Annotated in this window: 27 protein-coding genes; all 27 read left to right on the top strand. The window is 51.9% G+C overall.

The genetic code is table 11. From position 1 onward, the window contains the following. The first annotated feature begins 7 nt into the window (after positions 1-7). Positions 8-4,174 (top strand): DNA-directed RNA polymerase subunit beta', encoded by a 4,167-nt coding sequence (gene rpoC / locus AOP6_RS11430; protein WP_155876884.1) that lies wholly within the window; start codon positions 8-10, stop codon positions 4,172-4,174. A gap of 164 nt (positions 4,175-4,338) precedes the next feature. Further along, positions 4,339-4,710, top strand: coding sequence for a 30S ribosomal protein S12 (gene rpsL / locus AOP6_RS11425; RefSeq protein ID WP_155876883.1), 372 nt, complete (start codon positions 4,339-4,341; stop codon positions 4,708-4,710). Positions 4,711-4,732: 22 nt separating this feature from the next. Next, positions 4,733-5,203 carry a 30S ribosomal protein S7 gene (rpsG, locus tag AOP6_RS11420; protein WP_155876881.1) on the top strand — a complete coding sequence of 157 codons (471 nt, stop codon included), beginning with the start codon at positions 4,733-4,735 and terminating at the stop codon, positions 5,201-5,203. Between the two features lie 36 nt (positions 5,204-5,239). After that, positions 5,240-7,318: an elongation factor G gene (fusA, locus tag AOP6_RS11415; RefSeq protein ID WP_155876879.1), complete on the top strand. Its 2,079-nt coding sequence runs from the start codon at positions 5,240-5,242 to the stop codon at positions 7,316-7,318. Between the two features lie 20 nt (positions 7,319-7,338). Then, positions 7,339-8,529, top strand: coding sequence for an elongation factor Tu (tuf, locus tag AOP6_RS11410; protein WP_155876878.1), 1,191 nt, complete (start codon positions 7,339-7,341; stop codon positions 8,527-8,529). A 15-nt stretch (positions 8,530-8,544) separates the two neighbouring features. Next, the gene (rpsJ, locus tag AOP6_RS11405; protein ID WP_155876876.1) at positions 8,545-8,853 is read left to right on the top strand and encodes a 30S ribosomal protein S10; all 309 of its coding nucleotides are present in this window, start codon (positions 8,545-8,547) and stop codon (positions 8,851-8,853) included. A 34-nt stretch (positions 8,854-8,887) separates the two neighbouring features. Then, positions 8,888-9,526, top strand: a complete 639-nt coding sequence (gene rplC / locus AOP6_RS11400) for a 50S ribosomal protein L3 (protein WP_155877714.1) — start codon at positions 8,888-8,890, stop codon at positions 9,524-9,526. 30 nt (positions 9,527-9,556) lie between these two features. After that, positions 9,557-10,177, top strand: a complete 621-nt coding sequence (gene rplD, locus AOP6_RS11395; protein WP_155876874.1) for a 50S ribosomal protein L4 — start codon at positions 9,557-9,559, stop codon at positions 10,175-10,177. Next, positions 10,177-10,461: a 50S ribosomal protein L23 gene (locus AOP6_RS11390; RefSeq protein WP_155876873.1), complete on the top strand. Its 285-nt coding sequence runs from the start codon at positions 10,177-10,179 to the stop codon at positions 10,459-10,461. Before rplD ends, AOP6_RS11390 begins: the two co-directional genes overlap by 1 nt. 33 nt (positions 10,462-10,494) lie before the next feature. Next, on the top strand, positions 10,495-11,319 hold the full coding sequence (gene rplB, locus AOP6_RS11385) for a 50S ribosomal protein L2 (RefSeq protein WP_155876871.1): 825 nt from the start codon (positions 10,495-10,497) through the stop codon (positions 11,317-11,319). A gap of 25 nt (positions 11,320-11,344) precedes the next feature. Continuing rightward, the gene (rpsS, locus tag AOP6_RS11380; protein ID WP_155876869.1) at positions 11,345-11,623 is read left to right on the top strand and encodes a 30S ribosomal protein S19; all 279 of its coding nucleotides are present in this window, start codon (positions 11,345-11,347) and stop codon (positions 11,621-11,623) included. Between the two features lie 27 nt (positions 11,624-11,650). Continuing rightward, on the top strand, positions 11,651-11,983 hold the full coding sequence (gene rplV, locus AOP6_RS11375; RefSeq protein WP_155876867.1) for a 50S ribosomal protein L22: 333 nt from the start codon (positions 11,651-11,653) through the stop codon (positions 11,981-11,983). Positions 11,984-12,003: 20 nt separating this feature from the next. Next, positions 12,004-12,639, top strand: a complete 636-nt coding sequence (gene rpsC, locus AOP6_RS11370; RefSeq protein WP_155876865.1) for a 30S ribosomal protein S3 — start codon at positions 12,004-12,006, stop codon at positions 12,637-12,639. Between the two features lie 31 nt (positions 12,640-12,670). Continuing rightward, entirely contained in the window at positions 12,671-13,096 is a 426-nt protein-coding gene (gene rplP, locus AOP6_RS11365) for a 50S ribosomal protein L16 (protein ID WP_155876863.1), read from the top strand. After that, entirely contained in the window at positions 13,086-13,274 is a 189-nt protein-coding gene (gene rpmC, locus AOP6_RS11360; protein ID WP_155876861.1) for a 50S ribosomal protein L29, read from the top strand. The genes rplP and rpmC overlap by 11 nt, the downstream gene beginning before the upstream one ends. 20 nt (positions 13,275-13,294) lie before the next feature. Beyond that, positions 13,295-13,561 (top strand): 30S ribosomal protein S17, encoded by a 267-nt coding sequence (gene rpsQ, locus AOP6_RS11355; RefSeq protein ID WP_155876859.1) that lies wholly within the window; start codon positions 13,295-13,297, stop codon positions 13,559-13,561. Between the two features lie 12 nt (positions 13,562-13,573). Then, the gene (gene rplN / locus AOP6_RS11350) at positions 13,574-13,942 is read left to right on the top strand and encodes a 50S ribosomal protein L14 (RefSeq protein ID WP_155876857.1); all 369 of its coding nucleotides are present in this window, start codon (positions 13,574-13,576) and stop codon (positions 13,940-13,942) included. 21 nt (positions 13,943-13,963) lie between these two features. Further along, positions 13,964-14,293, top strand: a complete 330-nt coding sequence (gene rplX, locus AOP6_RS11345; RefSeq protein WP_155876855.1) for a 50S ribosomal protein L24 — start codon at positions 13,964-13,966, stop codon at positions 14,291-14,293. A gap of 12 nt (positions 14,294-14,305) precedes the next feature. Beyond that, positions 14,306-14,845, top strand: coding sequence for a 50S ribosomal protein L5 (gene rplE, locus AOP6_RS11340; protein ID WP_155876853.1), 540 nt, complete (start codon positions 14,306-14,308; stop codon positions 14,843-14,845). Between the two features lie 24 nt (positions 14,846-14,869). After that, the gene (locus AOP6_RS11335) at positions 14,870-15,055 is read left to right on the top strand and encodes a type Z 30S ribosomal protein S14 (protein WP_155876852.1); all 186 of its coding nucleotides are present in this window, start codon (positions 14,870-14,872) and stop codon (positions 15,053-15,055) included. 17 nt (positions 15,056-15,072) lie between these two features. Further along, entirely contained in the window at positions 15,073-15,471 is a 399-nt protein-coding gene (gene rpsH / locus AOP6_RS11330; protein WP_155876850.1) for a 30S ribosomal protein S8, read from the top strand. A 26-nt stretch (positions 15,472-15,497) separates the two neighbouring features. Then, entirely contained in the window at positions 15,498-16,040 is a 543-nt protein-coding gene (gene rplF, locus AOP6_RS11325; RefSeq protein WP_155876848.1) for a 50S ribosomal protein L6, read from the top strand. A gap of 26 nt (positions 16,041-16,066) precedes the next feature. After that, positions 16,067-16,435 carry a 50S ribosomal protein L18 gene (rplR, locus tag AOP6_RS11320; protein ID WP_155876846.1) on the top strand — a complete coding sequence of 123 codons (369 nt, stop codon included), beginning with the start codon at positions 16,067-16,069 and terminating at the stop codon, positions 16,433-16,435. A gap of 16 nt (positions 16,436-16,451) precedes the next feature. After that, positions 16,452-16,943, top strand: coding sequence for a 30S ribosomal protein S5 (rpsE, locus tag AOP6_RS11315; protein WP_155876844.1), 492 nt, complete (start codon positions 16,452-16,454; stop codon positions 16,941-16,943). 23 nt (positions 16,944-16,966) lie between these two features. Continuing rightward, positions 16,967-17,146: a 50S ribosomal protein L30 gene (gene rpmD / locus AOP6_RS11310; RefSeq protein ID WP_155876842.1), complete on the top strand. Its 180-nt coding sequence runs from the start codon at positions 16,967-16,969 to the stop codon at positions 17,144-17,146. Between the two features lie 20 nt (positions 17,147-17,166). Continuing rightward, positions 17,167-17,607: a 50S ribosomal protein L15 gene (gene rplO / locus AOP6_RS11305; protein WP_155876840.1), complete on the top strand. Its 441-nt coding sequence runs from the start codon at positions 17,167-17,169 to the stop codon at positions 17,605-17,607. Between the two features lies 1 nt (position 17,608). Continuing rightward, positions 17,609-18,919, top strand: a complete 1,311-nt coding sequence (gene secY / locus AOP6_RS11300) for a preprotein translocase subunit SecY (protein ID WP_155877713.1) — start codon at positions 17,609-17,611, stop codon at positions 18,917-18,919. Positions 18,920-18,929 lie beyond the last annotated feature (10 nt).

The following is an 18,929-nucleotide window of genomic DNA, read 5'->3' as shown; positions in this document are numbered from 1 at the left end:
ATGTGCTTTGGACGATATTTTCAGCTTTTTTGAGCGACCGAAGGATCCCCTCAATTTCAACTCGATCCGCCTTTCGCTGGCTTCTCCGGACAAGATCCGCGAGCGGTCCTTTGGTGAGGTCAAAAAACCGGAAACCATTAACTACCGCACCTTCAAGCCGGAGCGCGACGGTCTTTTCTGCGCCAAAATCTTCGGCCCGACTAAGGACTATGAGTGTAACTGCGGTAAGTACAAACGCATGAAACATCGCGGCATTGTCTGCGAGAAATGCGGTGTTGAGGTTATTCCCAGCAAGGTACGACGGGAGCGTCTTGGGCACATTGACCTGGCGTGTCCGGTGGCCCATATCTGGTTTCTCAAGTCATTGCCTTCACGTATTGCAACACTGCTTGATCTTACCCTCAAAGAGGTAGAACGCGTCCTCTATTTTGAAGCCTATGTTGTTCTGGACAAGGGTGATACGACCCTTGCCGTCGGTCAGATACTGAGCGAAGACAAGTATCGTGAACTGATGGATGAGTTTGCCGGGCAGTTTACGGCGGCCATGGGTGCCGAAGCGGTCAGGGAAATGCTGACCACTATTGAACTCGACGAACTGTCACAGTCTCTGCGTGTTGAGATGCGCGAAGCGGCCAGCGAGGCCAAGCGGAAAAAGGTCGCCAAGCGCCTTAAGGTCGTGGAGGCTTTCAAGGTGAGCGGCAATCGTCCCGAGTGGATGATTCTTGAAGCTATTCCTGTTCTTCCACCTGAGCTGCGTCCTTTGGTCCCCCTTGATGGGGGGCGCTTCGCAACGTCGGACCTTAATGATCTTTACCGGAGGGTAATCAATCGTAATAATCGCCTTAAGCGATTGATTGAACTGCGGGCCCCTGAGGTCATCATCCGCAATGAAAAAAGAATGCTGCAGGAGTCGGTAGACGCCCTTTTCGACAACGGGCGGCGCGGACGCGCCATCACCGGTCCCAATAAGCGTCCCCTGAAGTCTCTTTCAGACATGCTCAAGGGTAAGGGGGGACGTTTCCGCCAAAACCTGCTGGGTAAACGTGTCGATTATTCTGGTCGTTCTGTTATCGTTGTTGGCCCGGAACTCAAACTCCATCAGTGTGGTCTGCCCAAGAAGATGGCTCTGGAGTTGTTCAAGCCGTTCATCTATAACAAGCTGGAAGAGCGGGGCTATTGCACCACCATCAAAAGTGCCAAGAAGCTGGTCGAGAAGGAGAAGCCGGAGGTCTGGGATGTCCTTGACGAGGTCATTCGGGAACACCCGGTCATGCTGAACCGGGCCCCGACTCTGCATCGTTTGGGAATCCAGGCTTTTGAGCCGGTTCTTATCGAAGGCAAGGCGATACAACTGCACCCCTTGGTCTGTACCGCTTTTAACGCCGACTTCGACGGTGACCAGATGGCCGTGCATCTGCCTCTTTCTATCGAGAGTCAGATCGAGGCCCGGGTACTGATGATGTCGACCAACAACATCCTGTCGCCCGCCAATGGCAAGCCCATTATTGTGCCCTCGCAGGACATGATTCTTGGTCTCTATTACATGACTCGTGAGCGAGCCTTTGTTAAAGGTGACAGCAAAAGCTTCTTCTCTCCCGAAGAAGTGCGTATTGCCTATGACGCTGGCGAGGCTGACCTGCAGGCCAAGATCAAGGTTCGCATGGTGACCGGCGAGGGGCGCGAGGTTGCGCTGGTCGATACGACGGTAGGGCGGGTGCTGTTGCGCGAAATCGTTCCGACATCCATTCCCTTTGAACACATCAACCGGACGATGACCAAAAAACAGGTGGCTGAGTTGATCGACACGGCCTTCCGTCTGGCTGGTCCCAAGGAAACCGTCATCCTTGCCGACCGCCTTAAGGATACGGGTTATCGCTTTTCTACAATTGCGGGTATTTCTATTTGTCTCGACGATATGGTTATTCCTGCCGCCAAGCAGGAATATATTGACAAGGCCGTTCAAGAGGTTACGGAAATACAGAATCAGTACACAGAAGGTCTGATCACCGATGGCGAGCGTTACAATAAAGTCATCGACATCTGGGCCAAGTGTACCGAAGATATCGCCGGCATCATGCTGGGCAACCTCTCGGTTGACGTGCTGACGGACCCGGAGTCCGGCGAGCAGGTCAAGATTCCTTCCTTCAATGCCATCCATATGATGGCGGACTCTGGAGCCCGAGGCAGTGCTCAGCAGATTCGGCAGCTTGCCGGTATGCGCGGGCTGATGGCGAAGCCCTCCGGTGAGATCATCGAGACGCCGATTACGGCTAACTTCCGTGAGGGTTTGACTGTTCTGCAGTACTTCATCTCGACCCACGGTGCCCGCAAAGGTCTAGCTGACACGGCGCTCAAGACGGCAAATTCCGGTTACCTGACGCGCCGTCTTGTTGACGTTGCCCAGGACGCCATTATCACTGAGCTTGACTGTGGCACCCTTGACGGCATCCTCGTTTCATCTCTCACTGAGGGTGGCGAAGTCATTGAACCACTCGGAGACAGGATTCTCGGCCGTTCAGCCCTTGAAGATGTGCTGGACCCTGTAACAGGGGATATTCTTGTGGAGGCGAACCAGGAAATCGATGAGACCCTGGTGACCAAAATCGAGAATTCAGGCATTGAGAAGCTTAAAATACGGTCTGTACTGACATGCCAAAGTCGTCGAGGTATCTGCGCTACCTGTTATGGTCGCGATCTGGCTCGCGGGCACATGGTCAACCTGGGTGAAGCTGTCGGGGTTATTGCCGCCCAGTCCATTGGTGAACCTGGCACACAGCTTACCATGCGTACTTTCCATATCGGGGGTACCGCGTCGCGTCGCGCTGAGCAGACCTCTCTTGAAGCCCGTTTCGACGGGACGCTTCGATACATCAATCTGAACACGGTTGTCGACAGCGCCGGGTTCCATGTTGTCATGAATCGCAATGGCGAGGTCGCTGTTATTGATGAAACCGGCCGTGAACGTGAGCGCTATGGTGTTGTGTATGGGGCTAAGCTGCGTGTTGGCCCCGACGGCGCCATCAAGGCTGGTGGCCTGATTGCCGAGTGGGATCCCTACACCATGCCGATCCTTACGGAAGGCTCCGGTCGGGTACACTTCGGTGATGTCATCGAAGGGGTCAGCATGGAGGAGCAGCTCGATGATGTGACAGGGTTGTCCCGTAAGGTCATCATTGAGTCCAAGGCAGCCGATCGTCGGCCTCGTATCACCCTGAAGGATGAAGACGGCAAGACTGTAAAATTGCCTAGTGGCGCCGCTGCCCGCTACATGCTTCCCGTTGGCGCCAATATAGTCGTTACCGAAGATGCCCTTGTGGGCGCCGGTGATATTCTGGCCAAAATCCCAAGGGAAACTACCAAAACAAAAGACATCACCGGTGGTCTGCCGCGGGTTGCTGAGCTCTTCGAGGCCCGTAAGCCCAAGGAGTTTGCTGTTATTTCTGAGATCGATGGGGTTGTCTCCTACGGCAAGGATTCCAAGGGCAAGCGCAAGGTCATCGTTACCCCGGAGGTGGGTGAACCGAAGGAGTATCTGATTCCCAAGGGGAAGCATATCAGCGTTCACGAGGGCGATTCCGTCAAGGCCGGTGAGGCTCTGATGGATGGCTCCAGCAACCCCCACGACATTCTACGTGTCCTGGGCGAGAAGGAATTGGCCAAATACCTCGTTGACGAAGTACAGGAGGTCTATCGACTCCAGGGCGTTAAGATCAACGACAAGCATATCGAAACGATCGTGCGTCAGATGCTGCGCCGGGTTCGCATCAAAGAGGTTGGGGATACACGATTCCTTCTTGATGACCAGGTTGAGAGGTGGGAGTTTGAACAGGAGAACCTGCGTGTTATGGGCGAAGAGGGTCAGCCGGCCGTCGGTGAGCCTCTGATGCTGGGGATTACCAAGGCCTCTCTGTCGACCGAGTCTTTTATCTCCGCCGCCTCCTTCCAGGAGACGACCAAGGTGTTGACTCAGGCTGCCATCGAGGGGAAGGTCGATTTTCTGCGTGGGCTCAAAGAAAACGTCATCATGGGACGCTTGATTCCTGCCGGCACGGGTATCTCCAAATACCGCAGTGCCAAGCTTAATATTGAGGAACCGCAAGAGGTGATCGAGGTCTATGAGGACGATATCGATGAGGATATTGTCGAAGAGAGCGAAGATGTCTCTGTTGAGTAACTGTACAGAAATACACTGAAATTAGGCCACTGCGTCTTTTTTCGCAGTGGCCTAAAAAATGCCTTGACAAAGTAGGGGCAGATTGATAATGTTTGCGGGTTTTTCCCCTGTTGTAAATCTTTTGTTCTTTCAACATTGAGAATACGTTTATCGGGAGTATGTAGATGCCGACTATTAATCAGTTGATCCGCAATGGACGCGAAAAAAAAGAAAGAAAATCTACCGCGCCAGCGCTTAAGAGTAACCCTCAGAAGCGTGGAGTGTGTACCCGCGTCTATACCACGACTCCAAAAAAGCCGAACTCTGCTCTTCGTAAAGTGGCACGTGTGCGCCTCACCAACGGTGTCGTAGTGACCTCTTACATTCCTGGGGTGGGCCATAATCTCCAGGAGCACTCTGTGGTTTTGATTCGTGGCGGCCGCGTCAAGGACCTGCCGGGCGTACGTTATCATATTGTCCGTGGAACCCTTGATCTTGCTGGTGTTAAAAATCGTAAGCAGGGTCGTTCAAAGTACGGTGCCAAGCGCCCTAAATAAAGTATGAGGCTGAGAGGAAACTATGCCGAGAAGAAGAGAAGTTGCTAAGCGGGTTATTCTTCCCGATCCTAAATATGGTGATCGTCTGGTGGCGAAGTTTGTTAACTTCCTCATGTTGGATGGTAAGAAGAGCACTGCTGAGAGTATCGTCTATGGCGCTTTTGATCTTATCTCCTCCAGGGTTAGTGATGAGCCGCTGGATGTTTTTAAGAAGGCCATGGAGAATGTTCGCCCGGTGGTGGAGGTTAAGTCTCGTCGTGTGGGTGGCTCGACTTATCAGGTTCCCGTTGAGGTGCGCGCCGAACGTAGGAGTGCCCTCGCAATGCGCTGGATTATGACCTATTCCCGCGCTCGTGGTGAGAAGACCATGGAGGAGCGTCTGGCGGGAGAGCTTCTTGATGCCGCCAATAATCGCGGTGCTTCTGTGAAGAAGAAGGAAGATACCCACCGCATGGCTGAAGCGAACAAGGCCTTTGCTCATTACCGTTGGTAGGATTGCGATCGCGGGACCCTGAAAGGATCAATTACAGTGGCACGAAAAGTATCACTCGCTAAAACGCGTAACATTGGCATCATGGCGCACATTGATGCCGGTAAAACTACGACGACCGAACGTATTCTGTTCTACACTGGTGTCTCCCATAAAATAGGTGAGGTCCATGACGGCGCTGCCACCATGGACTGGATGGAGCAGGAGCAGGAGCGTGGTATTACGATCACCTCTGCTGCGACAACCTGTTTTTGGGGTGATCACCGTATCAATATTATAGACACTCCTGGCCATGTTGACTTTACTATCGAAGTAGAGCGCTCTTTGCGTGTTCTCGATGGAGCTATTGCGGTTTTTTGTTCTGTTGGTGGTGTTGAACCTCAGTCGGAAACCGTTTGGCGCCAGGCAGACAAGTATGGCGTTCCGCGAATGGCCTTCGTCAACAAGATGGATCGCGTCGGGGCTGACTTTGGTCGCGGTGTAAGCATGATGCGCGACCGTCTTGGTGCCAATCCTGTCCCTATTCAGCTTCCCATTGGTAAAGAAGATTATTTCAAGGGTGTTGTTGATCTCGTTGAAATGCGTGCCATAGTCTGGGATGACGAGTCTCTTGGGGCTAAATACGACGTCATCGAGATCCCGGCTGAGATGGTGGATGACGTTCGCGAAGCCCGTGAAAAGCTCGTTGAGGAAGTGTGTTCCCATGACGATGCCTTGATGGATAAGTACCTCGGTGGCGAGGAGATTTCCAATAAGGAGCTCAAGGCCGGTATTCGCAAGGCCACAATGAATTTGGCCATCAATCCTGTTCTGTGTGGGTCTTCCTTTAAGAACAAGGGTGTTCAGAATCTTCTGGATGCTGTTGTTGATTACATGCCTGCTCCGACTGATGTCCCGCCGATTAAGGGAATAGATCCTGTCACGCTGGAAGACATCACTCGTCCTGCCGATGACAGTGGGCCCTTTGCCGCTCTTGCCTTCAAGATCATGACAGATCCCTTTGTCGGGCAGTTGACCTTTTTCCGCGTTTATTCTGGTGTCGTTGAGTCCGGTTCGAGCGTCTTCAACTCCACTAAGGACAAGAAGGAGCGCATTGGACGCATCTTGAAGATGCACGCCAATAAGCGTGAAGAAATCAAACAGGTCTATTCGGGTGATATCGCTGCGGCGGTCGGTTTGAAATATACCACGACAGGCGACACCCTCTGCTCTGAGAAGGAAGTTTGTCTTCTTGAAGCAATGGAGTTTCCCGAGCCGGTTATCAGTATTGCCGTTGAACCTAAGACCAAGGCTGATCAGGAAAAAATGGGTATTGCCATCGGCAAGCTGGTGCAAGAGGATCCTTCTCTGCGCGTTCACACCGATGAGGAAACCGGCCAGACCATTCTTTCCGGCATGGGTGAGCTTCACCTGGAGATCATTATCGACCGCATGATGCGTGAATTTAAGGTGGCCGCCAACGTGGGTGCTCCCCAGGTTGCTTACCGTGAATCGCTCACCAAGACGGTCGAGGTTCAGGGTAAGTTTGTTCGTCAGTCCGGTGGTCGTGGTCAGTATGGCGATTGTTGGCTGCGAATTGAGCCGCAGGAGCCCGGCGTCGGTTTTGAGTTCGTCGACGCTATCAAGGGTGGTGTCATTCCCAAGGAATACATTCCCGCTGTTGGTAAGGGGGCTGAAGAGGCCTCCCAGAATGGCGTGCTTGCCGGCTTTCCCATTGTTGATGTCAAGGTCACCTGTTTTGACGGCTCCTACCACGATGTCGACTCTTCTGAGATGGCTTTTAAGATCGCTGGCTCCATGGGTTTTAAAGAGGGTGCCGCCAAAGCTGGTCCCGTACTTCTTGAGCCTATTATGGCCGTGGAGGTTGTCGTTCCCGAAGAATATATGGGCGACGTTATTGGTGACCTGAACAGCCGCCGGGGGAGGATCATGGGTATGGAGTCTCGCGGGGCTGCCCAGGTTATCAACTCTCAGGTTCCTTTGGCAAACATGTTCGGCTATGCAACTGATTTGCGCAGTGCCACTCAGGGCCGCGCTACTTACACCATGGTTTTTGACCACTATGAGCAGGTCCCCAAAGCGATTGCCGACGAGGTTATCGCCAAGGTTAAGGGCTAGTTGCCGAGGAGGGTTTAGTTATGGCAAAGGCAAAATTTGAGAGAAAAAAACCCCATGTCAATATCGGGACCATCGGTCACGTTGACCATGGCAAGACGACCCTGACGGCCGCCATCACCAAGGTTCTGGCAGCCAGGGGCGGCGCCGAGTACAAAGGTTACGATCAGATCGACAACGCTCCCGAAGAGCGCGAGCGCGGCATCACCATCGCCACCGCCCACGTCGAGTATGAGACTGAAAAGCGCCACTATGCGCACGTTGACTGCCCCGGCCACGCCGACTACGTCAAGAACATGATCACCGGTGCGGCCCAGATGGACGGCGCTATCCTGGTGGTTTCGGCCGCTGACGGCCCCATGCCCCAGACCCGCGAGCACATCCTGCTGGCCCGTCAGGTTGGCGTACCCGCCATGGTCGTGTTCCTGAACAAGGCCGACATGGTCGACGACGCCGAGCTCATGGAGTTGGTCGAGCTGGAAGTTCGCGAGCTGCTTTCTTCCTATGAGTTCCCCGGCGACGACATTCCCATTATCCCCGGTTCGGCTCTGAAGGCTCTCGAAGGGGACACTGGCGAGCTGGGTGAGCAGGCCATCCTGAAGTTGATGGACGCTGTTGACAACTACATCCCCGAGCCCGAGCGCGCCATCGACCGGCCCTTCCTGATGCCTGTCGAGGACGTCTTCTCCATCTCTGGTCGCGGCACTGTCGCCACCGGTCGTGTTGAGCGCGGCGTCGTCAAGGTCGGTGAAGAGGTCGAGATTGTCGGCATGAAAGCCACCACCAAGACCGTCGTGACCGGCGTCGAGATGTTCCGCAAGCTGCTCGATCAGGGTCAGGCCGGCGACAACGTAGGTGTCCTTCTGCGCGGCGTCAAGCGTGAAGACATTGAGCGTGGTCAGGTATTGTCCAAGCCCGGCAGCATCACGCCGCACACCAAGTTCAAAGCTGAGGCTTATATCCTGTCGAAGGAAGAGGGCGGCCGTCACACTCCCTTCTTTAAAGGTTATCGTCCCCAGTTCTACTTCCGCACCACCGACGTTACCGGCATTGTTGAGTTGCCGGAAGGGACCGAGATGGTTATGCCCGGCGACAACATCGCCATGACAGTCAACCTGATCACCCCTATCGCCATGGACAAGGAACTGCGCTTTGCTATCCGCGAAGGCGGTCGTACTGTTGGCGCGGGTGTTGTTAGCGAAATTATCGAGTAAAAGAGGAATAGAGTCATGCCGAGCCAGAAGATTAGAATCCGTTTGAAGGCTTACGATCATAAACTGCTTGATCAGTCTGTGAACGAAATCGTGGATACCGCCAAGCGCACTGGAGCCAGAATCGCCGGCCCCATTCCTCTGCCGACGGTTATTAACAAGTACACCGTCCTTCGTGGTCCCCACGTAGACAAAAAAAGCCGTGAGCAGTTCGAGATGCGCACGCACAAGCGTTTACTGGATATTCTCGAGCCGACCCAGCAGACCGTTGACGCCTTGATGAAGCTTGATCTCTCTGCCGGGGTTGACGTCGAAATTAAGCTTTAAGATTAATCATCATATTGAGGTAAAGGTTGGTCCGATGATAAATGGAATCTTGGGAAAAAAATTGGGGATGACCCAGGTCTTCGCCATCGACGGGAGAAGAATTCCTGTTACGGTCGTTGAGGCGGGTCCCTGTGTTGTTCTCCAGAAAAAAACCGTGGAGACGGATGGGTACAATGCTGTTCAGGTAGGGTTTGGTGCCAAGAAGATTCACCGTGTCAGCAAGCCAGAACTTGGGCACTTTAAAAAGGCCGGAAAAGGAGCTTTTTCCACGCTTCGTGAATTTCGTGCTGAGAGTGTCGATGAATACAGTGTTGGCGACGAGATCACCTGTCAGGGGATTTTCGAAGCTGGCGATATTGTCGACATTACTGGGATCAGTAAGGGTAAGGGTTTCCAGGGTGTCATCAAACGCTGGAACTTTGCAGGCGGTCGGGCCACTCATGGCTCTATGTTTCACCGGTCTGCCGGCTCCATCGGGGCCAGTGCCTGGCCCTCCAGGGTATTCAAGGGTAAAAAAATGGCTGGTCAGATGGGAAACAAGAAGGTGACCACCCAGAATTTGCAGATTGTCGATATCCGCCCCGATCAGAACCTTATTTTGGTTAAAGGTGCCATCCCTGGGCCGAAAAATGCTGTGGTGGAGATCCGAAAAGGCCTTAAGGCTAAGAAGTAGCCTCTAGATATATGATTTGGGAGAAACTCCATGGCTAAAATCGCTGTATATGACATAAATAAAAACCAGGTGTCTGAAAGAGAGATTTCGGATGCTGTGTTTAATGTCGAAGTCAGATCCTATCTGATTCATGACATGGTTCGCTATCAGCTTGCTGCTCGCCGGCAGGGAACATCTTCAAGCAAGACCCGTAGCGAGGTGGCTGGTGGCGGCAAGAAGCCCTATAAGCAGAAGGGTACCGGCAATGCCCGTCAGGGCTGCATTCGTGCCCCTCATTATGTTGGCGGGGGGGCAGCCTTCGGCCCCAACCCTCGCGACTATAACTTCAAGCTCAATCGCAAGGTCAAAAAAGCCGCACTGAAAAGTGCACTTTCGGTCCGTTTTCAGGACAGCAAGTTGACTGTGTTGAATGCAATCGAGCTGGGGAAGATCAGCACCAAGTCTTTTGCTGATTTTCTTGGGCGCTTCGAGCTTCAAAAGGTTTTGGTGGTTATCGAGGGTGAAAATTCTCAGGTTGAACTCTCTGCCAGAAATCTTCCTTTTGTAAAGGTTCTAAAGGCCGAGGGTGTAAACGTTTACGACGTCATGAAGTATCCAAACTTGGTAATTACCGAGGGCGCCGTGTCTCAACTGGAAGGAGCGTTGGCCTGATGAAACCGTTGCATCAGATTATTAAGAGGCCGCTGGTTACCGAGAAGACCAGCCTGCAGAAAGAAGTGGGCCAGGTGGTTGCTTTTGAAGTAGCACTGAATGCCAACAAGATCGAAATTAAGCAAGCCGTTGAAAAGGCCTTCAGCGTCAAGGTTAAGGACGTGAATACAGCGCTGACTCGCGGGAAAGTCAAAAGGGTAGGGCGCAATTTCGGTAAACGTTCCAATACCAAAAAAGCTTACGTCACCCTGGCAGAAGGTAACATCGATTTCTTCGGGGTCTAACGGCAGGTAATCTAGCGATACGGAGTAACCATAATGGCGATCAAAAAGTATAAACCGACCTCACCCGGTCGTCGCAATATGACATCTTCGACTTATGAGGAGATCACCACCTCGACTCCTGAAAAGTCACTTCTGGCTCCGCTGAAGCGGACTGGTGGACGTAACAATAATGGCCGGATCACCAAGCGTCACACTGGTGGAGGGCATAAGCGCAAATACAGAATCATTGATTTCAAGCGGGACAAAAAAGAAGTCCCTGCCAAGATCGTTTCTGTTGAATATGACCCCAACCGGACCGCCCGCATCGCACTGCTCAATTACGCCGATGGCGAAAAGCGGTATATCTTAGCTCCCGTTGGGTTGAGTGTGGGCGATGTCGTGGTAGCCAGCGAAAAGGCTGACATTAAGCCTGGTAACGCTATGCCTATACGCGCCATCCCTCTCGGAACCTGGGTTCACAATGTGGAGCTAAAGGTCGGTAAAGGTGGACAGTTGGCTCGTAGTGCAGGCACTTATGCCATGATCGCTGCCAAGGAAGGAAAATATTCCCAATTGCGACTTCCTTCCGGTGAAGTTCGTCTTGTCCTGCAAGAATGCTGTGCCACTATCGGACAGGTCGGTAACCAGGATCACGAAAACGTTAAAGTGGGTAAGGCAGGACGAAACCGTTGGCTTGGAAAACGACCCCAGTCTCGTGGCGTGGCCATGAACCCTGTTGACCATCCCCACGGTGGTGGTGAGGGTAAGTCTTCCGGTGGCCGTCACCCCGTAACTCCTTGGGGAATTCCGACCAAGGGATACAAGACCCGTGCAAATAAGCGGACCGATCGTTTCATCGTCCGGCGTCGTACCAAATAGACCATTTTAAATAGAGGAGACGGCAGTGGCTAGATCAATCAAAAAGGGGCCGTACGTCCAAGAAAGCCTTTTACGTAAAGTCGATCTGGAAGGTGGGACTACCAGCAAGCAGGTTATTAAAACCTGGTCGCGACGCTCGACCATACTTCCGGAGTTCGTTGGTCATACTTTTGCTGTGCATAACGGTAAAAAGTTTATCCCCGTGTTTGTTACCGAAAATATGGTGGGGCACAAACTGGGAGAGTTCGCTCCTACTCGGACGTACTATGGTCATGGAGCCGACAAGAAGAGCAAGCGCAAATAAATAGTTCCGCTAGAGGAGTTTCATTTCATGGAAGCCAGAGCAAAGTTGAGTTACGCGCGCCTTTCGCCCCAGAAAGCACGACTGGTTGTCGATATGGTACGTGGAAAAGGGGTGCAGGAGGCACTTAACGTCCTCAAGTTTTCTCCCCAGAAGGCTGCGCCCATTGTCGCCAAGCTGGTTAGTTCGGCTGTGGCAAATGCCGAACAGAAGGGTGTCGACGATGTTGATCGCCTCTTTATCAAGGCGATCACTGTAGACCAGGGCCCTGTTCTCAAGCGGTTCCTGCCTCGGGCGCAGGGACGGGCGACCCGTATTCGTAAACCGACCAGTCACATGACGGTTATTCTTGACGAAAAATAAGGTGTTTAGGAGGTGATAGTTTGGGCCAGAAAGTTCATCCTGTAGGATTTCGTCTGGGAGTCGTCAAGACCTGGGACTCCAAGTGGTATGCCGAGGCGGATTACGCCAAGCTGCTGCATGAAGATATCAAGCTGCGTAATTACCTCAAAAAGAGGCTTTACCACGCGGGGATTTCTAAAATTGAAATCGAGCGCGCTGCCAGCAAGGCTAAAATTAATATTTTTGCCGCCCGACCTGGCATCATCATCGGAAAGAGGGGGTCCGAGGTGGAGGCTCTCAAGAAAGAGCTGGCCAAACTCACCGACAAGGAAGTCTTTATCAATATTCAGGAAGTACGTAAGCCTGAGATAGATGCCCAGCTGCTCGCCGAAAACGTTGCCCTGCAGCTTGAGCGACGTGTTGCCTTCCGTCGCGCGATGAAAAAAGGTGTCACTCAAGCTCTCAAATTTGGCGCACAGGGAATCAAAATAAACTGTGCTGGCCGTTTGGGAGGAGCCGAAATCGCTCGTACTGAATGGTACCGCGAAGGAAGAGTGCCTCTGCACACTCTTCGTGCGGACATCGATTATGGATTCGCTGAGGCGAAAACCACCTACGGGATTATCGGTGTCAAGGTACTCATCTTCAAGGGCGAAGTTCTCGCGAGAGAACAGTGAAAATCCAGGACAGGTATAGGAGTAAACTGCTATGTTAATGCCCAAGAAGGTTAAGCATAGAAAGACATTTAAGGGGCGCATGAAAGGTGCGGCCAAAGGGGGGACCGAGCTTAACTTTGGTGATTTCGGCCTCCAGGCAATCGAGTGCGGATGGCTTTCTTCGCGCCAGATTGAAGCTGCCCGTCGTGCTATGACGCGCTATATCAAGCGCGGTGGTAAAATCTGGATCAGGACCTTTCCTCATAAGCCTCTTACCAGGAAACCTGCTGAAACACGTATGGGTAAGGGTAAAGGCTCTCCGGACAGCTGGGTTGCTGTCATCAAGCCCGGAGTCATGCTCTATGAAATGCAGGGAGTCGCTGAAGATGTTGCACGCGAAGCTTTTCGTCTTGCCGCACACAAGCTCCCGATGAAGACAAAGTTCGTTATCAGGGAGGAAGAAGCTCATGAAGGCTAATGAGTTGACGAATAAAAGCGTTGACGATTTGAAGAAACAGTCTCAGGAACTCAGCCAGGAGCTGTTTAACTTGAGATTCCAGATGCATACCGGGCATCTGGAAAATACTGCCCGTATTTCTCAAATCAAAAAAGATATCGCACGGGTTAATACGGTTCTGCGGCAACTGCAGGCTTAATCAGGATCAAGAGGTTGGATATGACGACTGAACGTGGAAACAAAAAAACCCGTGTGGGGGTTGTCACCAGTGACAAGATGGACAAGACGGTGGTGGTCAAGGTCGATCAACTGGTCAAGCATCCCATATATAAAAAGTACATCAAGCGCAAGGTGACGTACAAGGCACACGATGAACAGAACAGCTGTGCCATTGGCGACAAAGTTCTCATCGTGGAGACCAGACCGCTGTCCCGTGACAAGCGGTGGAGAGTCCGCGAAATTCTTGAAAAAACCGTAACCGTTTAGGAGACCCTAGTTATGATTCAGATGCAGACGATGCTTGATGTCGCAGACAATTCGGGAGCCCGAAAGCTCTGCTGCGTCAAGGTTCTCGGCGGTTCAAAAAGAAAGTATGCCGGCCTTGGTGACATCATCATCTGCTCGGTCAAAGAGGCTTTGCCCAATTCCAAGGTGAAAAAGGGCGATGTCGTGCGGGCGGTGATCGTCAGGACGGCCAAAGAAGTTCCTCGGCCGGATGGTTCCTATATCCGTTTTGATAACAACTCTGCTGTCGTTGTCAATGCTTCGGGTGAACCGGTAGGAACCCGGATATTCGGACCTGTGGCCCGCGAACTGCGCGCCCGCCGATTCATGAAAATTGTGTCTCTGGCGCCCGAAGTCCTTTAAATTTCTGTAGGAGATTGAAACATGGCGGCTAAGAAACTTCATGTCAAAAAAAATGACATGGTTATGATCATAGCGGGCAAGGAGAAAGGTAAGTCCGGGAAAGTAACCCGTGTATTTACTGAAAAGGGACGTATCACCGTTGAAAATCTTAACGTCGTGAAACGCCATACCCGGCCCAGTCGCAGCAATGCGGAAGGCGGTATTGTTGAAAAGGAAGCGCCCATCGATGCTTCCAACGTACTTCTGCTTTGCGGGGCTTGCAATAAGCCGACCCGTACCGGTATCCGGATACTGGAGGATGGTAGCAAGACTCGTTTTTGTAAAAAATGCAACGAGACTGTTGATAAGTAACGGAGAATTTCCATGGCCAGACTTAAAGGGATTTACCGAACCGAGCTGGTTCCCCAGCTCATGAAGGATCTGCAACTTAAAAACGTAATGGAAGTCCCCAGAATTGAAAAGGTCGTCATTAATATGGGCCTTGGGGAAGCCATTCAGAATATCAAAGTACTGGAATCTGCTGTCGAGGAACTTGGCCGCATCACTGGACAGAAAGCCGTCATCACTAAAGCCAAAAAGTCCATTGCGGGATTCAAGCTTCGTGAAGGGATGCCCATTGGTTGCATGGTCACTCTGCGCCGGGAAAAAGCCTTTGAGTTTCTGGATCGCCTCATCAATGTTGCCTTGCCTCGCGTACGAGATTTTAAGGGTGTTTCTCCCAAGGCATTCGACGGTCGCGGCAACTATACCTTCGGGATCAAGGAACAACTGATTTTTCCTGAGATCGATCTCGAGAAAATCGACAAGGTCAAGGGTCTTAATATTACCATTGTAACGACAGCACGGAACGATGAAGAAGGTCGCGCTCTGCTGACGCAAATGGGGATGCCCTTCAGGAAATAGTGAACCAGATAGCGGAGGTATACGGTGGCAAAAAAATCGATGATGATAAAGGCCGCAGGGCCACAAAAGTTCGGCGTACGTCACTACAATCGCTGCCCTTTGTGCGGGCGTTCGCGCGGATACTATCGGAAATTTGATATGTGCAGGATTTGCCTGCGCAAATTGGCGCTGGATGGAAAAATCCCTGGCGTTGTTAAATCAAGCTGGTAAAAAGAGGAGTTGCATCCATGGCAATGACTGATCCTATAGCCGATATGCTTACCCGTATTCGTAATGCGGGGATGGCCAAGCACCAAAAGGTAGACGTGCCCATGTCCAAGGTGAAGGTGGCACTGGCCGAGGTGCTCAAGGATCTCGGCTATATCAAAAACTTCAAGACCGTAGAAGACGACAAGCAGGGCATCCTGCGGATTTACTTAAAGTTCGATGATAACAACAAGCACGTGATCCATGAGATCAAACGGATGTCTACTCCCGGCCGTCGCGTTTACGTGGGTAAGGATGAAATCCCCAATGTGAAAAATGGACTGGGTTGCGCTATCCTTTCCACTTCACGGGGTGTTCTCCACGACGTCGCCGCACGTGAGGCGCAGGTTGGCGGTGAGATCATTTGTACCGTCTGGTAACCTTTACGGCTTAAGGAGTATAGAGGATGTCAAGAATAGGTAAAAAACCCATAGTCATCCCTTCCGGAGTGGAGGTGTCCCTTTCAGGGGCCGCCATTCGGGTGAAGGGGCCAAAGGGTAGCCTGGAACAAACCATCAGTACTGATGTTGATGTCAAGGTCGATGCTGGTAGTATCCAGGTTTCTCCTCTTGCAGAAGGGAACAAGCAAGGCGGTGCCTTGCAGGGTCTGACCAGGACGCTCATCGCCAACATGGTCGATGGTGTAACCAAGGGTTTTGAGAGGGTTCTGGAGATCAACGGGGTCGGCTACCGGGCCGAATTGAAAGGCAAGATGCTAAGTCTTGCTCTTGGATACTCCCACCCGGTCGAATATCCCCTGCCCGAAGGAATTACCGTCGAGGTCGAAAAGCAGACCAAGGTCACGGTAAAGGGTATTGATAAACAACTTGTCGGCGCTACCGCCGCAAAAATTCGTTCTTTCCGTGGCCCCGAGCCCTATAAGGGGAAGGGAATCAAGTATTCGGATGAGCGTATTTTGCGTAAGGCAGGCAAGACCGGTAAAAAATAATTGATTACAGGTCAAGGAGAAACACTGTGAGCATCGCAAAAGAAAGGTCCCTGGCACGTATCAAGCGCAAAGTTCGGGTTCGGCAAAAAGTCCGAGGAACCGCCGAACGCCCTCGTCTTTGTGTTTTTAGAAGCGCCAAGCACATCTATGCCCAGATCATTGAGGATACCAACGGAACAACCCTTGTTTCCGCAGGTAGTGTCAATGAGGGTATTGTGGAGGCTGGGACGAGCAGCGGCAATATAGAGTCAGCAAAGGCTGTGGGCCGGGCTATCGCCAAGATGGCCCTTGAGAAAAACATTAAGCAGGTTGTGTTTGACCGAAATGGTTTTTTGTACCATGGTCGCGTCAAAGCGCTTGCCGAGGCGGCTCGGGAAACCGGTCTGTCTTTTTAGGTAAAGGAGGATGTCTTTGCATCGCATCGATCCCAACGAGCTGAATCTGACCGACAGGGTCATTCATATTAACCGTTGCGCCAAAGTCGTTAAAGGCGGGCGCCGCTTCAGTTTCTCCGCTCTTGTGGTGGTAGGAGACGGGCAAGGTTACGTAGGTTATGGTCTTGGTAAAGCCAAGGAAGTACCCGAGGCAATCCGCAAAGGGGTGGAGCAGGCCAAGAAGTCGCTGATTCGCGTACCCCTCAAGGATCGCACTATTCCCTTTGACATCATTGGTAAGTTTGGAGCAGGGAAGGTTCTCCTGCGTCCTGCCTCACAGGGTACTGGCGTTATCGCCGGCGGTGCTGCCCGTGCTGTGCTCGAGGTGGCTGGTGTCGGTGATATTCTTTCCAAATGTCTGGGATCCAACAATCCGCACAATGTTGTTAAGGCAACTTTCAATGCTTTGGAGCAACTTAAAAGTGCCGAAGAGATTCTTCAGCGCCGTGGTGTTTCCTCTGCTGAGTAAGGCCTAGAGAAGGAGAATGGGTGATGGCTCCCGAGATTAAAGTGACTCTGAAGAAGAGCGGAATTGGCCGTAAGGCTTATTTTACTCAAGTACTTAAAGGGCTTGGCTTGACCAAGTTGCATCAGACTGTGGTTCTTAAGGATACTCCCGAGATTCGCGGGATGATCAATAAGGTCTCCCATATGGTCCTCGTCGAAGAGTGATTCAATAAGGAAGAATTGACATGGATTTAAGTAATCTACAACCGGCCTACGGTTCTACAAAAAACAGGAAACGCATTGGGCGGGGACCCGGATCCGGGACAGGCAAGACTGCCGGTAAGGGCCACAAAGGACAAAAGGCGCGTTCGGGTGGTAGTGTAAAACCCGGCTTCGAAGGTGGCCAAATGCCCTTGCAGCGTCGTCTGCCCAAGAGAGGTTTCCGGTCCCTTAACAAGAAGGTCTATGCTCTGGTAAACCTTAAAGATCTTGAGGTCTTTGAGGCTGGGACCGTCGTTGACCTGGAAGCCTTTGGCAAGGCTCGCCTTGTGACCGATGTCTGTGACGGCATTAAGATTCTTGGCGATGGTGAACTGACTAAGGCTCTGACAGTTAAAGCCCATAAATTCAGCAAGTCAGCCGCGGAGAAGATTGAAGCCGCAGGCGGCAAAGCCGAGGTTATTTAAATTGATATCCAGCATCCAGAACATCTTCAATATTCCTGAATTAAGAAGACGGATTCTCTTCACCCTTGGAATGCTGGCTGTCTATCGTGTGGGCTGCCATGTGCCTACTCCAGGGGTGGATGCTCAGGTTCTCGCCAAATTTTTTGAGGGGACCCAGGGAACACTGCTCGGACTTGTAAGCGCTTTTACAGGCGGTGCCCTCGAAAGAATGACGGTTTTTGCGCTGGGCATCATGCCCTATATCAGCGCATCTATTATTCTGCAGTTGTTGACTGTAGTTTTCGAACCAGTCGAGCGATTGTCCAAAGAGGGCGAGCAGGGCCGAAAAACCATAACCAAATGGACACGCTACGGAACTATCGTGCTTTCGGTTATTCAGGGGGCTGGTATTGCCGTTGGTTTGCAAACCATGCGCGGTCCGGCAGGTGAACTGGTTGTGCCTAACCAGGGCATGGGTTTCATTTTGCTCACGATCATCACTCTGACAGCGGGCACGGCTTTCATCATGTGGCTGGGCGAGCAGATCACCGAACGGGGTATTGGTAACGGGATCTCATTGATTATTTTTGCAGGCATTGTGGCAAACATGCCATCTGCCATTATCAATAGCATTCGGTTGTTTAATACGGGCGAACTGACCATCTTCCTGATCCTCTTGATCCTTGCTGTTATGGTTGCGGTTGTGGCAGCAATTATCTTCATGGAACGAGGGCAACGGCGGGTGCCAATCCATTATGCCAAGCGTGTTGTCGGTATGCGCAATTATGGCGGCCAGACCAGCCATCTGCCTCTCAAGGTCAATATGAGCGGCGTTATTCCGCCAATCTTCGCTAGTTCGATTATCATGTTTCCTGCTACGGTTGCAAACCTGGTCGACGTGCCCTGGGTTCAGACTGTTGCGGCTATGATGACACCGGATCACTGGCTCTATAATGTTTTTTTCGTTGCATTTATAATCTTCTTTTGTTATTTCTACACGGCTGTGACTTTCAATCCGGTGGATGTTGCAGAGAATATCAAGAAGCAGGGTGGCTACATTCCTGGCGTGCGGCCTGGAAAGGCGACTTCTGAGCACATCGATACTGTGCTCAGTAGGCTCACTTTTGCCGGGGCCATTTATGTTTCTGCTGTGTGTGTGCTGCCAACAATTTTAATTGGGCAGTTCAATGTACCTTTTTATTTCGGGGGGACCTCGCTCTTGATCATTGTGGGTGTCGGACTCGATACAGCCTCCCAGATTGAGGCACACCTTATCTCTCGTTCTTATGAGGGCTTCATGAAAGGTGTGACCATCAAGGGGCGGCGTGGTTGATTCAAGGATT

It is taken from the genome of Desulfuromonas sp. AOP6 (genome assembly GCF_009731355.2).
Lineage (GTDB): Bacteria > Desulfobacterota > Desulfuromonadia > Desulfuromonadales > SZUA-540 > SZUA-540.
This window is presented reverse-complemented; position numbering and strand designations above follow the sequence as displayed.